Genomic DNA, 18,492 nt, shown 5'->3' with positions numbered 1-18,492 from the left:
GCTATAGTAGACGGCGAACGTGCGAAAGCAGTTTTTGAAATTTGGGGCCTGTCATAATAGATTCTGTAAAAGGCACCACTCAGGCGCTAAGAGGGCATTTATGCTGGAAATACTTCAGATACCGGTTTTAACAGATAACTATATTTATCTTATTCATGATGAAAGCAGCGACGAAGTAGCCGTGGTTGACCCTGCGGTCGCCGACCCTGTTATTGACGTCCTTGAGGAACGCGGCTGGTCCCTGTCACACATCTTGAACACCCATCATCATTTTGATCATGTCGGTGCCAATCTTGATCTGAAATCCCGCTATAATGTCCATATTATTGGCCCCGCTGCAGATCAGGACCGCATTCCCGGCATTGATATCCCTGTCAGCGACGGTGATACAGTGCACGTATGCGGCAATGCCCTGCAGGTGTTTGATGTCCCCGGCCATACCAAGGGCCATATTGCCTATTTTGATCCGGTGTCAAACGCGCTGTTTTGCGGCGACACCCTGTTTGCCATGGGCTGCGGACGACTGTTTGAAGGTACACCAGAGCAGATGTGGACATCCCTTCAGAAATTCCGGGACATGCCGGATGACACGCTCGTCTGCTGTGCCCACGAATATACACTGGCGAACGGCTTGTTTGCCCTGTCGCTTGAACCGAACAATCCGGCCCTGCTTGACCGGATGGAAAAGGTCAAAACTGCCAGAGAGAAAGGCATGGCAACAGTACCTTCCCGGCTGGGTGATGAACGCCGTACAAATCCTTTCCTGCGGGCGGATGATCCTGTTTTGCAATCTGCCGTCGCCATGCCGGACGCAGACCCTGTGGCTGTTTTTACGGAAATACGGGCCCGTAAGGACATCTTTTAAAAACACCTGCCGCCTGTCACATACATGTGATGACTGTATGAATAGTTTTTCTTACGCCCCAGGCACCCAAACTCTTGCTGGTTTTTGATTTTTAAACGCAGGCTTCTTTTCCGGTTTTGATTTTCTCAATGCTGGATAATTAGGAATTAATTTCTAATTTTTGCGATATAATAGAAATTATAAGAGAATTTTTGACTATAAATTCCTTTATATTGGTAAATTTTTCTATTCTTTAAAGACATTTCTTCTCGTTTGAAGACTCCTCCTCACCTCAATATGTAAAGGGTCGGACGCATTAGATCACCTAATGCACTTCACGATACCCGAGGTTACGAGCAGCGAGGAGCGACCAATGACCAGTATTCCCGTTTTTTTAACGGCCAATAAAAATCATATTCTGATTGTTGGATCGACAGCAGCAGCAATGGCGAAACTTGCCCTTGTTTCTGCTACGGGTGCACGCGTTACAGTTATTGCCCCTGATGCATCTACCGCCATTGATGCCGCAGGCCTATCAGGGAACCAGACAGGGCGTGACAATCTGATCATTCATGACAGACCCTTCGGTGAAGATGACCTGAACGGCAAAACACTGGTTTATATCGCAACCAATGATGAACTGGCAGAAGAACGCATTGCCCGGCTTGCTACCAACAGGGCGTTGCCTACAAATGTAGTCGACAAGCCCGCCAAAAGCACATTCACAACACCGGCGCAGTTCCAGCGCGGTCCCCTGCAGGCAGCCATTTCATCCGGTGGGGATGCCCCGGTTTTTGTCCGCCGCCTCAGAAGCACCCTTGAGCGGGAGATCCCCCCATCCCTTGGCATCCTGGCCAAGGCATCGGGCGAAACACGGTCTGTGATCAAAGGCATCATTCCTGACGCCACCAGCCGTCGGTTATTTTGGGATTCGGTTTTCGATCATGCGGGCAGCTATGCCGATCTCGATCTCGACACGGTGAAAGCCGCACTGATCAGTGCTGCCCACAAACACCGTCATGTCCCCACGTCGGGCCAGGTACAGCTTGTCGGCGCAGGCCCCGGTGATCCTGATCTTCTAACAATCAAGGCGCACCGCGCCCTGCAACAGGCTGACGTCATCATTTATGACCGGCTTGTAAGCCGCGATGTTCTGGCACTTGCACGGCGGGATGCGGAGCTACTGTTCGTTGGCAAGCGTGAAGGCGACCACGGTATTGGCCAGGAAGGCATTCATGCCCTGATGATTGAGCATGCCCTGGCCGGACGCCGCGTGGTACGCTTAAAAGGCGGCGACCCCATGCTGTTTGCCCGTGCAAGCGAAGAGCTGGCAGCCCTGCGTGCACATGATATTGCCGTAGATGTTATTCCAGGCATCACAGCCCTGAGCGGTATTGCAGCCCGCACTCAAATTCCCTTGACCGACCGCGACTATTCCGCGGGGGTCACCCTCGTGACCGGTCGCCTGAAAGACCGCAGTTTCTCTGACTGGGCAAGTCTGGCAGGCGACGGTCGCACCCTCGGCATATACATGGGCATTCGCACCGCGCCAGAGCTGTCGACCGGATTGATCTCTGAAGGTGTGAACGCAAAAACCCCGGTTGCAGTAGTGGAAAACGGCACCCGTGCGAATGAACGCCGCTTTTACGGTACGCTGGAAAATCTGCCCGACCTGATTTCAGAGAATGCAGTCAAAAGCCCGGCACTTCTGTTGATTGGTGACGTGGTCCGAAATGCGGCTGACCTCAATATTCCGGCTGATGCGCCACTTGCGCAAACGGCCTAAGGCAAAAGGATAATAACAATGGCAAAGAAACCTGTTGGCCCACAGATGATTTTGGCGAATTGCCTGCGCGAAGGCCGTGCGCTGTTTTTCGGACGGGACGGTGCCTGGCACGCAGAACCTGCACTGGCGGATGTCGCCGAAGGGGACGGTCTGGATGCCTTGATGGCAAAAGCACGTGCCTTTGCCGACGCTAATAACGTCATTGACCCTGTGTTTATCCCGGCAGAGCAAAAAGACGACCATTATTACCCAGCCCATATCAAGCATGTCATGCAGGCCAAAGGCCCAAGCGTGCGCCCTGATTTAGGCTATCAGGTTTCTCCAGACTGGGAACGCCGTTAAGGCCCCAAAGGATAGAGAGTTTTAAAGATGTACGCTTACGACCCCTACGACAAAGAGATAGTTAACACCCGCGTTGAAGAATTTCGCGATCAGGTGAACAGACGCCTGTCCGGCGAACTGACGGAAGAAGAATTTCGGCCGCTTAGGCTGATGAATGGCCTGTATCTGCAGCTGCATGCCTATATGCTGCGTGTGGCAATTCCTTACGGTACGCTGTCATCGGTTCAGATGCGCCGCCTTGCCCTGATTGCCCGTAAATACGATAAAGGCTACGGTCATTTCACCACACGCCAGAATATTCAGTATAACTGGCCAAAACTTGTGGACACACCTGATATTCTACTTGATCTGGCTGACGTGGAAATGCACGCAATCCAAACCAGTGGTAACTGCATTCGCAATGTCACCACGGATCAGTTTTCCGGCGCAACTGCTGACGAAATTGCGGACCCGCGCCCCTATGCAGAACTGATCAGACAGTGGTCAACGTTCCATCCGGAATTTTCGTTCCTGCCGCGCAAATTCAAAATCGCCATCACTGGTGCCCCGTCTGACCGGGCAGCGGTTAAATGGCATGATATTGGCCTTGTTGTGCGCAAGAATGACGCCGGCGACATCGGCTTTGAAGTCTTGGTCGGTGGCGGCATGGGCCGTACACCGGTTATCGCCAAAACCATTCGCGACTTCATCCCCGAGGCCGATCTTCTTGGTTATCTGGAGGCTATTCTGCGCGTCTATAACGAACAGGGCCGCCGTGACAATAAATATAAGGCTCGGATCAAAATCCTGGTTGAGGCACTGGGTTCCGATACCTTTGCCGACCTGGTTGAAAAAGAATGGCAGACAACCAGACACCATCCAATTGATGTCCCGGAAGCCGAAATCAAACGGATCGAAGCCTTCTTCGCGCCACCCCCACTGGAGGTGCTGCCCGAACAGGACCCGGCTGTAGATGAACTGGCTGCCAACAACTTTCTGTTTCATGCGTTCTTAAAAAACAACGTGCGTCCACACAAGGTGCCAGGCCATGTCAATGTAACCATCTCGCTTAAGCCGCACGGCGGCATCCCCGGCGATGCGACCGACGCGCAGATGGATTTGGTTGCTGACCTTGCTGACACATATAGCCTGGGCGAAATTCGTGTCAGTCACGAACAAAACCTGATCCTGCCGCATGTTGCACGCCGCGATTTACCAGAACTGTATGAAGCCTTGTCCCGTAGCGGTCTTGGCACGGCCAATGTTGGTTTGATCTCTGACATTATCGCTTGCCCTGGACTTGATTACTGTGCCCTGGCCAATGCCCGCTCGATCCCGATTGCCCAAAATCTGGCCAAAAGGTTTGATGACATTACCCGCCTGCAGGACATCGGCGAACTGAAGGTGAAAATCTCTGGCTGTATCAATAGCTGTGGCCACCACCACGCAGGCCATATTGGTATCCTCGGTGTCGACCGTAAGGGCGAAGAAGTCTATCAGCTTCTACTGGGTGGTAGCGGTGCCGAAGACGCCAGCAAAGCCCAGATTTTAGGCCCGGGATTTGACGAAAACGGCATTGTTGATGCCGTGGAAACTGTTGTTGCTGTCTATCTGGGCGAACGTCAGGACGGTGAAAAGTTTCTAGAAACATATCGCCGTATTGGCGCAGACCCATTCAAGGAGGCGGTATATGAAGCGCATTAATTTAACAGGACGGGCCCTGTCCGATGTGGCACTGACCGTATTTGACCAGTCACCTGAAGCTGCACAGGAGCTAGCGGGCAAGAACGCGCCGTATGGATTGATTCTGACGACAGAAACAGCCTATTCAGACCTCGACCCGGAACTGATTGAAAAGGCAGACCTGATCGCCATCGACTTCCCTGCCTTTGGCGACGGGCGCGGCTTTAGTCTGGCTGTGCGCCTGCGTAAGGACTTTAACTTCACGGGCGAGCTGCGCGCCACCGGTCCGGTGATCCCGGATCAGGCGCAGTTTCTTCTGCGTGCGGGCTTTGACAGTGTGGATACCGATGATGCACGCGCGGCTGCGTTCCAGAAAGCAGCGGGCCGATTCACTGCCTTTTACCAAACTGACTATACCGGCAACACATCCGTTGCCCATACCCGCCATGGGCCTTCCCAGCGGGAGCGAAAGGCATCTTAAATGACTGCGCCACTGCCAAAATCCGACTTTGCTGCCTCTGCGGGCAAAGACCTGACGGTTCTTGCCGCAGAGCTGGAAGCGCGGTTTGGAGACGCTAGTGCGCAAACCGTGATCACAGAGGCATATCGCCGTCTGGGGAAGAGGTTCGCTGTTGTGTCTTCCTTTGGCGCAGAATCAGCCATTCTATTGCATTTGGTGGCGGACGTTTCGCAGGACATTCCCGTACTGTTTCTGGATACGGGCAAACTGTTCGGGGAGACCAAGCGCTACCGGGACCAGTTGACAACCCAGCTCGGGTTACAATCGGTCATGACGCTAACACCTGACGAAGACGACATCGCGCAGCACGACCCCAAAGGTGCACTTTGGACACGCAATACCAGTGGTTGCTGCTTCATTCGCAAAGTTGTGCCGCTGAAAAAAGCCATCGCACCATTTGATGGCTGGGCGTCTGGTCGCAAAAGATTTCAGGGCGGCGACCGTGCACGCCTGCCCCACTTTGAGATCAGTGACGGTAAAATAAAAATCAATCCGCTCGCGCGCTGGTCCCCTGCAGATGTTCAGTCCTACCGGGAAAAGCATGACTTGCCCCAACACCCATTGGTGGCAGAAGGGTTCGCGTCGATCGGCTGTATGCCCTGTACCGACCGGGTAACAGAAGGCGAAGACAGCAGGGCTGGCCGCTGGCGCGGCAGCGCAAAAACCGAATGCGGTATTCACCTGTCTTTTGCAGAAAATGCCCGACTTGCCAGCCACCAATCGAGCGAGCTATAGGACACCCGTCTTTCAAACAATATAAATTTGATATTGGCAAACATACGCCGGGGCCGATACTATCCCCACATTGTATGACTGTAAGGAAACGTCATGAAACGGTCTTTGTTACCCCTGAATGCCCTGCGCGCCTTTGATGCAGCAGCGCGCCACATGAGCTTCAAGAAAGCCGCAGATGATTTGTCCGTGACCCCTGCGGCCATCAGCCAGCAGATCAGATCACTGGAAGATATTCTGGGCGTGGAGCTGTTCAGACGGACAAACCGGTCTCTTATCCTGACAGAAGCAGCACAATTGTCTCTTGCTGCCCTGAAGGAAGGCTTCGAGAAAATGGAAGAAGCCGTCGATATACTGACACAGAGCAAATCCCATAATGTGATCAAAGTCAGTGTGTCGCCGTCGTTCGCCAGCAAATGGCTTGTGCCTAGACTGGCCAGTTATTATGAACGCCGTCCGGATGCCATTGTCAAAATTTCTGCCACCATGTCGCTGACCGATTTCAATGTCGAGGATATTGATCTGGCGATTCGTTATGGTAGCGGAAAATACCCTGGCCTAGAGGTGATCGAGATTCTCAGGGAAACCGTTTTCCCGGTGTGCAGCCCGGAACTGCTGGAAAGCAGCAAGCCGATTAAAAAACCGGCAGACTTGAAGGCCCACACTCTTATTCACGACGACAGTTTCTCTGACGATGACAGCGCCCCAAACTGGTCTATGTGGCTGCGGGCCGCCGGCGTGAATATCGAGGAAGGCCTGCCGGCCCTGCATTTCAACACCCATTCCCTGGCGATTGAAGCCGCTGTCGCAGGTCGCGGCGTTGCACTGGCGCGCTCTGCCATCGCGGAAGAGGATCTGAAAGCCGGACGACTGGTGAAATTATTTGATGAAGTTATGCCGGTAGGCTTTGCCCACCATATTGTCAGCCCGGCAGAGAAAATCAAAAGCGAACGCGTTCTTGATTTCATCGACTGGCTGGTGGCAGAGGCGGCAGACACTGACGAATCCTGTGTGTCCCTTGAACCCGGCGAAGATGTGAGCGCCCTGTAATTAAGAGCTGCAATCAAGCGCTGTAAACAAGCGCTGGGATCCAGCTTTGCCGACACAAAGAAAAAGGGGCCTTGGCCCCTTCTTTTTATGTTGTTGTCAGGAAGCCTATTCTTCGGCTTCCATTTCCATTTCTTCTTCATCGCCAGGGCCACGCGCCTTCAGGAAGACTTTGGACATGAAGATAGCATTCATGAACATCTTCTCTGCGCCGATGTATGTGGACCGGAAGGCAGGGTTATCCGCAAAAAGGATCACAGACCCGCGTCCAAGACGCTCAGCGGTCATCATTGGCGTGCCTTTGATTTCGCCCAGACGTTTATCGGAAACATACCCGGATACAAGCGGAGCTTCGCCGTAGACTGCAACCTGTGCATACGGATCTTTTGGAACCGGCAGTGTCAGTGTCGTGTTACGGTGCGTGTATACTTCATCACGGACATAGCCAAAGCCCATTGGGTGCGTAATATCAAGATTACTTGCGAACACGGCGCCACCAACAACATGACGGGCATCGTTTTGGCCCTTGTCAGCGTATGTCAGACGCACGGGCTTGGATGAATCATCCTTTTTGTCGTCTTTCTTCACACCGACAACATTTTGGGCAATCCACTGTGCACCCTGACGGTGGCCAATAATGGTACCGCCATCCTTGACCCAATCTTTCAGGTCTGCAGTGAAGGATTTGTCCAGATTCAGGTTATAGCCACCCACCAGAACGATATGCGTATAACGGCCCATATCTTTCAGGCTGGAAAGGCGCTCTTTACGAACCAGAGACACAGGCACCTTCATCTTATGGTCAAGCAAGTGCCATACTTCGCCAGCATCGCTGACTGCAACGCCAGGACCGGTCACCAGAAGCACATGCGGTGCCTTCAGGTCCCGCACATTATTGCGGCCGCCAAGGTCCGTGCCCGGCGTCAGCGTACGACCAGATGTGGCTGCATGCACTGTAATGCCGTCTTCCGCAGCAATGGTTTTGATCACATCATAGATATCATCATTGGATACGGTCTGACGGTCCTGCGACACGATGATACCGCCACGGTCAAGCTTGACGACGCCATTTGTTGTTGCAACTTCCATCGGTTCGATCGCAACACGCGCCATGATGCCTGCCTGCAGCAAACGGTTCAGCGCACGCGGTGCATAATAGTCTGACCAACGGAAAACATAGGCATAGGGTGCACGCTCAGGCACACTTGCAACGCGCGTGATTTCTGCCGCGTCACCCAGTTTAGCAGAGACACTGCCCGTTACTTCGGCAAAATCCAGACCGTATGCAGCAGGAAGCGTCCATCCAGATACATCATAAAATACCCGGTCAGGGAATTCTGTGATCTTGTTAAACATGGACTTCGCCATCCGGTACTGGTCCTGTGCCAGCGGAACGATATAGCTCTCATCGCCGTAGGTTTTACCGTCAGCCTTGATGCTACCTTTCACACGGTAGGTATCAATATGGTGCCGTTTCAGAAGATCAAGGAACATATTCATCCGCTCCGGATCTTCCGGCGCACGGAATACATAGCCTTTAACTTTATCTTCTTTTGCAAGGTCTTGCGCTGACAGGAAGAAGTCGCGCTGATACGCATGCAATTTTTCGCGCATGTCCGCCGCACCGGCAATGGATGTCAGGCTGGTACGGAAATGGTCACGGATATTCCGCGCGTATGTTTTCACGCCCTGATCACTTTCCGCAGCGATACCCATCTGTGCGCCCGCTTCAAACAGAACACCCAAACCACCGTTTACCTGCGGATATGTGGACCCTTTACCAACATAGAAGTTATCATAGCCTTCTTCCGTGAAATACAGCTGCTTTTCACTGTCAAGCCACTCAGAATGGTACCCAGCGAGTTCATAAAGAAGCTCCCGGCCCTTGCTTGGGATCAGAGGATATTTACGCGTCGGTACACCAGGGTGGAAATAGTATGTCGCGTTGCGACCCATCTCGTGATAGTCGACCGTTACTTCCGGCTTCCATTTATGCCACTGGGTCAACCAGGCACGGCTTTCAGGCTGGCTCTGCAAAAGCCACTGACGGTTCAGGTCAAACCAGTAATGGTTTGTCCGGCCACCAGGCCAGCGGTGGTTATGCATTTCGTGATCCGGGTCTGTGATAACAACATCAGAACCGTATGACGTAATCCAATTGGCACGACGGGAATGCCCGTCCGGGTTAAAGACCGCTGTCAGTACAACAACACTGTTCTTCAGATCCTCTTCAATCTCGGCACCTTGTGCAGCCGCAAGGTGATACACAGTAGGAATAGCCGCTTCCATGCCGCTTGCTTCTGCGCCGTGAACACCATAATTCAGCCATGTAATAACTGGCAGATCGTCTGATGCTTCAGCCGCTGTCGCAGCGCTTGTGCGCTTAAGATGCGCCGCACGGATCTCGTCGATACGTGCATGGTTATCTGGATGCGTGACAATCAATGTCAGGATCGGACGATTTTCATGGCTGTAGCCAATCGTCTCGATCGTCATCCGGTCACTTTGCGCAGCAACTGTTTCAATGAAACGCACCATCAAATCATGGCGGGAAGGCTGGTCCCCAATATCGTGCCCCAGAATGTCGGCAGGCTTGGTAATAGCATTGTTATACGTAACGCCGTCGACCATATAATAGTCGAGCGATTCCGCATAAGCAGAATTAATAGCCGTCGAAGCAAGCAACATGGCCGCCCCGGTGGCAAGTGATTTTACAAACTTCATAAAGTCCCTCCAGTATAGTTTATTTAAAATCTTCGTACTTGATTGGCTGGTGACGGTCTAATGACCCCGCCAAATCAGGCATCGGGTACTTCAGCCCGTTACCACAGTTAAACAGTACAACATTTGCATCTTTGCCAATCTGCCCCTCGGCAAGTGCCTTTTTATACGCAGCAAAGGTCGCTGCCCCTTCGGGGCAAATCAGCAAGCCTTCCTTATGTCCGGCCTCCTGGCGCGCTTCTTCGATTGCGTCATCATCCACTGCAACAGCCCATCCGCCAGATTGGCGAACTGCATCCAATATCAAAAAGTCCCCAACAGCAACCGGCACCCGTATACCCGCAGCGTAAGTATGGGCATCCTGCCATAATTCTGCGTGGCGCTTGCCTTCGTCATATGCCTTCACGATCGGGGCGCATCCTGTGGCCTGCACAGCAATCATCTTTGGAAGCGGTCCATCAATCCAGCCCATTTCCTTCATTTCATGAAATGCTTTCCACATGCCAATCAGCCCGGTGCCGCCACCAGTGGGATAGAAAATTGCATCCGGCAGCGTCCAGTTCATTTGCGCGGCAAGTTCCAGCCCCATGGTTTTCTTGCCTTCAATCCTGTAAGGCTCTTTCAGCGTTGAAACATCAAACCAGCCAACAGATTCCTTGCCGTCCCCGACAATTTTACCGCAGTCATTGATCAAGCCATTAACGCGCCAGACCTTGCCACCCTGCAGACTGATTTCGCAGACATTGGAATCAGGTGTATCATCGGGACAGAAAATGAATGTCTCCATTCCCGCACGTGTCGCGTAAGCGGCCATAGCTGCACCCGCATTACCATTTGTTGGCATGGCCAGTTTGGTCAGACCAAACTCCTTTGCCATCGATACTGCAAGGGCCAGACCACGTGCCTTGAAACTACCGGTCGGCAGGCGTCCTTCATCCTTCACAATGATAGAACCCGTTACACCGTGGTCCCGTGCCACCGTCGGCATCTCAATAAGGGGCGTATCTTCTTCGCCAAGCGCGATCACATTTTCAGTTTTGGTAACCGGCAAAAGTTCCCGCCATTTCCAAAAGCCGCCCGGACGACTGCCGATTTCGTCACGGTCTACATGTGCCTTGATACCATCCAGATCATATCGCACCAACAGTGGCCGCCCTGCGCGCGACAAGCCGTGAACAACCCCGGCCTGATAATCCGTTTCTCCGGTCAGCCCACACTCTAAGTGCGTAACAAAGGTATTAAATTCCCTAGTCATACTATACTCCTAATCACCCATCTGTATTTTGGTGTAGAGTATCAGATCAATTCAAGGAAGAAAGGCCCCGTCAGACTATTTAAAAGACAGGCATAACCTCTGTTTATGGAACAATATACAAATGTGGTCCAACGTCTTTGCGCTTGATTGTGTACCCCGTTTCAGCCTATTGGGACTGATGATTGCCCAGCATGGAGAATAGACATGTCCAGAATAGCTTATGTGAACGGTTCCTACGTTCCTCATGACGAAGCTTACGTCCATATCGAGGATCGCGGATACCAATTTTCAGACGGCGTCTATGAAGTTGCTGCCATCAAGAATGGCAAGTTGATTGACGGTGCGCGGCATCTGGACCGTCTGTGGCGGTCGATGGAAGAACTGCAGATCGCAGCCCCGATGGCACGAGCCCCCATGGAAGTGGTGCTCAAAGAAGTTGTGCGACAGAACCGTATCCTGGAAGGTATTGTCTATATCCAGGTAACACGCGGTGTTGCGCGGCGAGATCACGCTTTCCCGTCTTTCACACGTCCAGCACTTGTTATGACAGCAAAACGCCTGAGCTATGATGCCGTCTACAAAAAAGCCCAGTCAGGCATTAAAGTAACTTCTGTGCCCGATATCCGCTGGGACCGGTGTGATATTAAATCCATTTCTCTACTGCCGAATGTTCTGGCAAAACAAACGGCACGCGAAGCCGGGTCAGTTGAAGCCGTTATGTTTGACAAAGACGGCATGATCACAGAAGGCAGCAGCACCAATGTCTGGATGGTTACCAAGGACGGAACGCTTGTCACCCGTTCCACGAAGGACAATATCCTGCCAGGCATTACCCGGCAGTGTGTCATGGAACTGGCGGAAGAAAATCAGATGAAAGTGGAAGAGCGGGCATTCAGCCTGCTGGAAGTCGCTGATGCCGCAGAAATTTTCATCACCAGCACAACAAGCTGCGCCATGCCTGTTATCCAGTTTGATGACACCGTGATCGGCGACGGCAAGCCCGGTCCTGTTGCCCTGCGCCTGATCAATGCCTACATGGACTTTATGAATAGCTAAGACCGTTTACCGAGCGCTATGCGGCAGGGTGCCCTGCCGCAAAGAATATCAATGTACCTACAAAAACCGGCTTTTTGTTCAATCAGTTGCGGCAGGCTTGCCAAATACCTTCGCAAGCACGGCCCCAACGGCGGAAAATGCCACGAGATCATTGATGATCATGGGAACGAGTGGAGCCGTGTTCAGATTTAATCCGGCCATCCAGACCATGTTGCTGCCGGCCATAAACACACCAACCATCAGGCCAAAAAAGGCGCCTTTTTTGACATCAGCCGTGTCAAAACCGCTGAAAAATATCCACACCAGCACCATCGTCTGAAACAAATGACCGATATGAGAGAAAGCGATAAACGGGTCGTCCATTGACCGCATCAACGCTGCATTGGTAGCCATGGCGTCCGCATACACGAACATCCCGCCAATCATATATAGTATTGCAAACAGAACATAACTTAGAACAACAGCACCGATAAATCTGCCAATCGACATGAGTGATCTCCCCTCTCTTCCGTCTTAGTCAGTGTCGCCGACCTTGTCCTTCGCTGTGTGACTTATGATGTCATCCGTTAGTAGTTTATCAATGTCATCCCGTTTGACATGAATAACACGCTGCGGGAACGGGAACTCGATATCTGCATCATTGAATTTCTGCCATATGCGCAACATGACCGCACTGGCAATATTGGAAACGCCGTTCTGCGGATCATCAATCCACATACGTAGCTCAAGATCAATCCCGTCTGCGCCAAATCCCCTGACTAACGTTTTCGGCTCCGGCGTTTTCAAAACACGGTTTTCCTCAGCCGCTGCCTCACACATCAATGCCATCGCTTCTTCGACGTTGCTTTGATAGCTGATCTGTACCGGGATGCGTCGCCGGACCAGACGGTGCGTATGGGACCAGTTGGTCACCGGCTGCGTAATCATATCCTCATTCGGGATCAGAAACTCTGTACCATCCCGCGTGATTACAGACGTATAGCGTGCCGCAAGCCGATTGATCGTCCCGTATGTACCGCCTGTTTCAATCACATCGCCTGGTTTGATAGACCGGTCAAGCAACAGAATAAGACCCGAGATAAAGTTACCGACAACCTTCTGCAGGCCAAAACCGATACCAACACCGAGGGCACCACCGAAAACAGCAAGCGCCGTCAGGTCAATCCCGCTGGCGTTCAGGGATGCCAGGAAGGCAACCGCAATCAGGATGATACGGGTCGCCTTGACGATCAGAACCGCTGCACTTGGCGGCACACTGGCCAGGTTTTTAACCTGCCGTTCAATCAGACTGGTTAGCAGGAATGCAATCCAGATCATCACGATCAAGGTGAAGATACCCACCAGAATATCAAGCGCGCTGACCGGCGTTTCCCCAATCGGTAATGTTGCCTGATCCAGTACCGAGGAAATCGGCTCCAGCAGTCCGACAATGTTCAGCGCAGCAATACCCCAGGCAAACATCGAAATCAGGCGTGCCAGTTCCCGGTTGGCAAAGAACCCAAAAGCCAGCCTGATAACAATCCAGGCCGTAAACAGGCTGATAGACATATCGAGAAGGATTGGCGGCCCCAGATAGGGTTCAATCAGCAGGTCAGTTGTCCAGATCAGAATCAGCGCCATTGTGGCTGACATCAGCGGATGCAGGAAGCGCCTGTCTGCCTTGGCAACCCATTCCTTGTCCCCAAAAGCCCGCATTACCGCACTATGGATCCAACTACAGGTAATGTTGGAAATCAGGATAGCTGCAATGATAATCCCAAGCTCAACCAGTCGCTCGGTATCCAGAATATTTTCCAGAACCCAGAGCCAAAATCGGTCCAGCCAGACCTGCATTGTGGTCAGTAAATCATCCATGCTGGTACCCTACCGCTTTGATGCAAAAAAGTCTTTCAATATTTTACCCGCCTGCCGGTCCAGAATACCACCGATAACCTCTGGTCTATGATGCGTGGTTTTCTGATTGAAAATTCTGGCGCCCACCGTCACCCCGCCACCCTTCTCATCCTCTGCTCCGTAATACACGCGGCGAATACGGGCAAAGGCAATGGCCTGTGCGCACATGGCGCACGGTTCAAGCGTGACATAAAGATCGCACCCTTCAAGGCGCTCTGACCCCAACTTGCGCGCTCCTTCCCTAATCACCAGCATTTCCGCGTGGGCTGTCGGGTCATGCTGCGTCACCACAAGGTTATGTGCCGCGGCCAGAACAGCGCCGTCTGGGCCGACAAGAACAGCACCCACCGGCACTTCGCCCGACCGGGCGGCAGCTTCCGCCTGATCAAGGGCAGTTCGCATATGGGGAAAATCATCAATCATGTGCCGAGACTGCTGATTAATTCCCGGCCGGTCAAGACGATTTCTGTTTTATCTGAAGCCGTTGTCAATTATGGTGCGCCCCATGACAGAGACACATAAAACAGAATCTGAACTGCACGAAGATGATGCCCCAAAAGGGGAACGTATCGCCAAGGCACTCGCACGCGCTGGCGTAGGCTCCCGTCGTGACATTGAACGCATGATCACCGATGGGCGGATTACCGTAAACGGTGAAATACTGAAAACCCCGGCTGTGCTGGTTGATAGCCTCAAAGGCATCACTGTTGACGGTAACGAAATTGCCAGCGTTTCCGATACACGCCTATGGCGGATGCATAAACGCAAAGGCACGCTGACCACCCACAAAGACCCGGAAGGGCGGCCAACGGTCTTTGACCAACTGCCTGACCGACTGGGCCGGGTGATATCTGTAGGTCGCCTTGATATGAATACAGAAGGCCTGCTCCTGCTGACCAATGACGGGGAACTGGCACGCTGGCTTGAACTGCCGCAAAATGAAGTCGTTAGACGCTACCGGGTACGTGTGTACGGTCATGTCCGCGAAAATGATCTGAAAAAACTGAAGGACGGCGTTACGATCGACGGCGTTCACTACGGCAGCATTGATGCCGTGCTGGAACAGGGCGGCGCGGCCAATAGCTGGCTTTCTGTCGCGATCAGAGAAGGTAAAAACCGTGAAGTTCGGCGGGTTATGGAACATCTTGGCCTGACGGTGAACCGTCTGATCCGGACACACTATGGACCGTTTTCCATCGGCACCCTGAACCCCGGCGCCGTCGCAGAGGTCAGCAACAAACAATTGCATGATATGCTGGCTGCCTTTTTCCGCGAAGAAAAAAGCAGCCTTGTTGCCCCCAGCAAAACCCGCGACACCAGCAAATGGGCGAAGGCAAAAACCAAGAAAGCGGTGAAGCCCGGCGACAAAAGACGCCGTAAGTTCAAGGCAGAGCAGCGCAGGAGGCTCGAAGGCAAACCCATTGATGCCAAACCGGCACAAGACAGCCGCGGCCGTAAAGAGGGTAAGCTGACCCTGAATACAAAAGCGGGTACAAAGCCAAAAAGGACTGCGCCGAAGCGCCCGCAAAGCCCTAAAGAATCGTCATGACCCGCATTATCGCTGGCAAAAATCGGGGCCGTAAACTGATTGTTCCAACCGGCCAGGATATCAGACCAACAACTGACCGCATGCGGGAGCGCGTATTTTCCATGGTGATGCATGCGCGCTACCCCGATCTATACGGCGCCAAAGTCGCAGACCTTTTCGCTGGCACAGGCGCTATGGGGTTAGAGGCCCTTAGTCGCGGGGCTGACCATGTTACTTTTGTCGAAAAATCTTCCGAGTCGCTGAAATGTCTTGAAAGTAATATCAAGGCACTGGACGCTGCACCATCGTCAACGGTGCTTCGCACACGGGCCACATCCCTGCCGCCTGCGTCCGAGCCTTTTGATATTATATTCATGGATCCACCCTACCGCCGGGATCTGGTCACCCCGACACTGGAACACCTGCTGGAGCAAAACTGGATCGGTGACGCGACCCTGATCATCTGCGAATTGGCTACCGATGACACCAGCGATATCCCGGCCCCGCTGACGATCATCGACGAACGCGCACAAGGGCAGCAGCGTATGCTTTTTCTCCAGCGCGCCCAGCACACAGAGTAAACCAGCATTTTTTGAAAAGAATTTAGGACAGTGCGGGCAGCTGACTGTTACCGTCTGCCAAACAGTCTTTCGATATCAGCCAGTTTCAGTTCCACATACGTAGGGCGGCCATGATTACACTGGCCGGAATGGGGCGTTGCCTCCATCTCGCGCAATAGTGCGTTCATTTCCTCCACCGTCAATCTACGGCCAGCACGCACACTGCCGTGACACGCCATGGTACCGCATACTTCTTCCAGTTTTTCTTTCAGCGACAGTGCCTGATCCAGTTCGGTCAATTCGTCGGCCAGATCACGGATAAGGCCCGCAACGTCCAGTTTTCCGAGCATGGCAGGAACCTCGCGGACGACAACAGCCCCTTCGCCGAAACCTTCAACGATCAGTCCCAGGTCGGCCAATTCGTCAGCGCGGGCAATCAGGCGGTCAGCCGCCATATCGTCCAGTTCAACCACTTCGGGTAACAACAGGGTTTGACGTGCCACACCGGTCGCTGCCATGGATTTTTTCATGCGCTCATAGACAAGGCGTTCGTGGGCAGCGTGTTGATCCACGATGATAATGCCATCACTGGTTTGAGAGACGATATAGGTTGCGTGAACCTGCCCGCGTGCTGCACCCAGTGGATAGTCCTGCGCTTGCTCCTCGCGTCCAGACACATCTGACATATCTACCGAACGGGCGCTTGGGGTGACCATCTCGGTCCTTGCACCAAAACCCAGCTGCCCTGTGTCAGACATGCCGTGGGCCGGTCGGTTACCGCCGTATCCATCTAAACCGGGCGCACTGCCTGCACTGTAATGCGGGGCCTGCATCGCCTCTGCTGCCGCGGCAAACCCACTTGGTAATTGCGGCCGGTCACGGTTTGGCTGCCCCCACGGCAAGGACGACTGTGGCCGCATCGCGCCCAAGGCTGCCCCGGCTACCGTTGTGGACGCACGGTGCCCGGCGTCGGCCAGTGCATGTCTAAGCGCAGAGACTATCAGCCCCCGAACAAGGCCTGCATCCCGAAACCGGACTTCAGCCTTTGCAGGATGCACATTCACATCAACGAACGCAGGCGGGACATCCAGAAACAAGGCAAGAAGGGGGTACCGGTCCCGCGCCAGATAATCCTGATACGCCCCACGTACCGCGCCAGATAACAGTTTATCCTTCACCGGGCGTCCATTGACAAACAGATACTGGTGCTGGGCATTACCCCGTGAAAAAGTCGGCAGTCCGGCAAACCCCGTCAGTTGCAGCCCTTCCCGGTCAGCCTTAATCTCGACCGCATTTTCCCGAAAGTCACGCCCCAGAACAACGGACAGGCGTTCAAGCCTTGGGTCCGCTTCCAACCCTGCCACATGCGGCGCCTTAAAGGTGGTCCGCGTTCCATCCGACAGGGAGAAAGACACTTCCGGGTGGGCCATGGCCAAACGTTTCAAAGTATCCGATATTTGGCCGTATTCTGTCCGCGCTGTTTTAAGAAATTTCAGCCTGGCAGGCGTCGCGTAAAAAAGGTCCCGCACTTCAATCCGGGTGCCGCCACCAAACGCCGCTGGCTCCGGCGGCTGTTTTTTGCCGCCTTCCACCCGAACGATCCATGCTTCTTCACTGTCCCCCGCGCGCGACAGAATAGACAATTTCGCAACGGACCCGATGGAGGCAAGGGCTTCCCCGCGAAAACCGAGAGAGCCAATATTGACCAGATCTTCGTCTGTCAGCTTAGAGGTCGCATGGCGTTCAACAGCAAGGGTCAGCTCGTCCGCCGACATGCCGCAACCATCATCGGTTACCTGTATCAGGTCGCGGCCGCCATCCCACACCACAACATCAATCCGGGTTGCGCCAGCATCGATAGAATTTTCCACCAATTCCTTCACGGCGCTTGCCGGACGTTCCACCACTTCGCCTGCGGCAATGCGGTTGATTGTACGTTCGCTCAAAAGCTTGATAATACCTGCGCTCGCAGGGAGATTTTCTCGGGATATATCTGACATGGGGGCGACTGTAACAGGCTTGCGGACAAAGAAAAAGGCTGTTTCCGACTTCTCGAAAACAACCTTCAAATTCCTGAAATAAAGAAGCTTACTGCTTGCCAGATACCCGGCGCACGGAAACATTATCCGGCGCATACTGACGCTCATCAGCGTCCAGAATTTCTGCCAACAGCAAAGTCTTTTTCACCACGCCTTCATCGCGCTTGTTCAGTTCAGAGCGGATATCAGGCTCACTATCACCAACATTCATCAACAGCACCAGTTCGCCGTTTGACTTACGTTCAGACTTTTTCAGCGTCTTGCCGGGAAACAAAGCTTCGTATGCCTGCTGACCGGGATCAAGTTCCTGTGCCCGTGGCTGACCTGGCCGTGGCGGCCGCAGTTCAGATTCTGGTGGAATCACCAGCGGTGCACGATCAACAACCTCAAACGCATCAGGGGCATATTTTCCGTCATTACCAATCATACCACATGCCGTTACCGACAAACCGGCTAGGATAACGATGGATATTTTTTTAACCGACATTCTGTTCTCCTGGAGTAGAT

At 53.2% G+C, this 18,492-nt stretch carries 17 protein-coding genes; 10 read left to right on the top strand and 7 right to left on the bottom strand.

Features of this window, described 5'->3' with window-relative positions; all coding sequences use genetic code 11:
- The first annotated feature begins 100 nt into the window (after positions 1–100).
- From gloB to gcvA, 7 genes are all read left to right on the top strand, one after another.
- A complete protein-coding gene (gloB, locus tag IE181_RS04740; RefSeq protein WP_191250387.1) occupies positions 101–865 on the top strand; it encodes a hydroxyacylglutathione hydrolase in 765 nt (254 codons plus the stop codon).
- Positions 866–1,217: 352 nt separating this feature from the next.
- The gene (gene cysG / locus IE181_RS04735; protein WP_191250386.1) at positions 1,218–2,630 is read left to right on the top strand and encodes a siroheme synthase CysG; all 1,413 of its coding nucleotides are present in this window, start codon (positions 1,218–1,220) and stop codon (positions 2,628–2,630) included.
- Between the two features lie 18 nt (positions 2,631–2,648).
- Positions 2,649–2,972 (top strand): DUF2849 domain-containing protein, encoded by a 324-nt coding sequence (locus tag IE181_RS04730; protein ID WP_191250385.1) that lies wholly within the window; start codon positions 2,649–2,651, stop codon positions 2,970–2,972.
- Positions 2,973–2,999: 27 nt separating this feature from the next.
- Positions 3,000–4,655 carry a nitrite/sulfite reductase gene (locus tag IE181_RS04725; protein WP_191250384.1) on the top strand — a complete coding sequence of 552 codons (1,656 nt, stop codon included), beginning with the start codon at positions 3,000–3,002 and terminating at the stop codon, positions 4,653–4,655.
- Entirely contained in the window at positions 4,642–5,115 is a 474-nt protein-coding gene (locus tag IE181_RS04720) for a DUF934 domain-containing protein (RefSeq protein WP_191250383.1), read from the top strand. The genes IE181_RS04725 and IE181_RS04720 overlap by 14 nt, the downstream gene beginning before the upstream one ends.
- The gene (locus IE181_RS04715) at positions 5,116–5,889 is read left to right on the top strand and encodes a phosphoadenylyl-sulfate reductase (RefSeq protein ID WP_191250382.1); all 774 of its coding nucleotides are present in this window, start codon (positions 5,116–5,118) and stop codon (positions 5,887–5,889) included.
- Between the two features lie 93 nt (positions 5,890–5,982).
- Positions 5,983–6,936, top strand: a complete 954-nt coding sequence (gene gcvA, locus IE181_RS04710) for a transcriptional regulator GcvA (protein ID WP_191250381.1) — start codon at positions 5,983–5,985, stop codon at positions 6,934–6,936.
- A gap of 105 nt (positions 6,937–7,041) precedes the next feature.
- Here the strand turns inward: gcvA and IE181_RS04705 are convergent, their stop codons facing one another.
- Positions 7,042–9,657 (bottom strand): M14 family zinc carboxypeptidase, encoded by a 2,616-nt coding sequence (locus IE181_RS04705; protein WP_229819155.1) that lies wholly within the window; start codon positions 9,655–9,657, stop codon positions 7,042–7,044.
- 19 nt (positions 9,658–9,676) lie between these two features.
- Positions 9,677–10,909 (bottom strand): threonine synthase, encoded by a 1,233-nt coding sequence (locus IE181_RS04700; RefSeq protein WP_191250380.1) that lies wholly within the window; start codon positions 10,907–10,909, stop codon positions 9,677–9,679.
- A gap of 204 nt (positions 10,910–11,113) precedes the next feature.
- Between IE181_RS04700 and IE181_RS04695 the strand changes: the two genes are divergently transcribed.
- The gene (locus IE181_RS04695) at positions 11,114–11,965 is read left to right on the top strand and encodes a D-amino-acid transaminase (protein WP_191250379.1); all 852 of its coding nucleotides are present in this window, start codon (positions 11,114–11,116) and stop codon (positions 11,963–11,965) included.
- A gap of 78 nt (positions 11,966–12,043) precedes the next feature.
- On the opposite strand, the gene IE181_RS04690 is transcribed toward IE181_RS04695, so the two are convergent.
- Genes IE181_RS04690 through IE181_RS04680 form a run of 3 tightly spaced genes read right to left on the bottom strand, consistent with a single transcriptional unit; the run spans position 12,044 to position 14,281 of the window.
- Positions 12,044–12,454 (bottom strand): hypothetical protein, encoded by a 411-nt coding sequence (locus IE181_RS04690; RefSeq protein ID WP_191250378.1) that lies wholly within the window; start codon positions 12,452–12,454, stop codon positions 12,044–12,046.
- A 24-nt stretch (positions 12,455–12,478) separates the two neighbouring features.
- Positions 12,479–13,819, bottom strand: a complete 1,341-nt coding sequence (locus IE181_RS04685) for a mechanosensitive ion channel family protein (protein WP_191250377.1) — start codon at positions 13,817–13,819, stop codon at positions 12,479–12,481.
- 9 nt (positions 13,820–13,828) lie between these two features.
- Positions 13,829–14,281 carry a nucleoside deaminase gene (locus tag IE181_RS04680; RefSeq protein ID WP_191250376.1) on the bottom strand — a complete coding sequence of 151 codons (453 nt, stop codon included), beginning with the start codon at positions 14,279–14,281 and terminating at the stop codon, positions 13,829–13,831.
- An 82-nt stretch (positions 14,282–14,363) separates the two neighbouring features.
- On the opposite strand from IE181_RS04680, the gene IE181_RS04675 reads away from it, so the two are divergent.
- Together IE181_RS04675 and rsmD are read left to right on the top strand one after the other, a co-directional pair.
- Positions 14,364–15,407: a pseudouridine synthase gene (locus IE181_RS04675; protein ID WP_229819152.1), complete on the top strand. Its 1,044-nt coding sequence runs from the start codon at positions 14,364–14,366 to the stop codon at positions 15,405–15,407.
- Positions 15,404–15,967, top strand: a complete 564-nt coding sequence (rsmD, locus tag IE181_RS04670; RefSeq protein ID WP_191250374.1) for a 16S rRNA (guanine(966)-N(2))-methyltransferase RsmD — start codon at positions 15,404–15,406, stop codon at positions 15,965–15,967. The genes IE181_RS04675 and rsmD overlap by 4 nt, the downstream gene beginning before the upstream one ends.
- A 47-nt stretch (positions 15,968–16,014) precedes the next feature.
- On the opposite strand, the gene mutL is transcribed toward rsmD, so the two are convergent.
- Both mutL and IE181_RS04660 read right to left on the bottom strand, forming a co-directional pair.
- Complete coding sequence (gene mutL / locus IE181_RS04665; RefSeq protein ID WP_191251562.1) at positions 16,015–17,946, bottom strand: DNA mismatch repair endonuclease MutL; 1,932 nt, start codon at positions 17,944–17,946, stop codon at positions 16,015–16,017.
- Positions 17,947–18,034: 88 nt separating this feature from the next.
- Positions 18,035–18,472, bottom strand: a complete 438-nt coding sequence (locus IE181_RS04660; protein WP_191250373.1) for a DUF3035 domain-containing protein — start codon at positions 18,470–18,472, stop codon at positions 18,035–18,037.
- Positions 18,473–18,492 lie beyond the last annotated feature (20 nt).

The organism is Kordiimonas sediminis, from assembly GCF_014656395.1.
GTDB classification, from domain to species: Bacteria; Pseudomonadota; Alphaproteobacteria; order Sphingomonadales; family Kordiimonadaceae; genus Kordiimonas_A; species Kordiimonas_A sediminis.
Note: the sequence above shows the minus strand (reverse complement) of the source record. Positions and strands in the feature narration are given on the sequence as shown.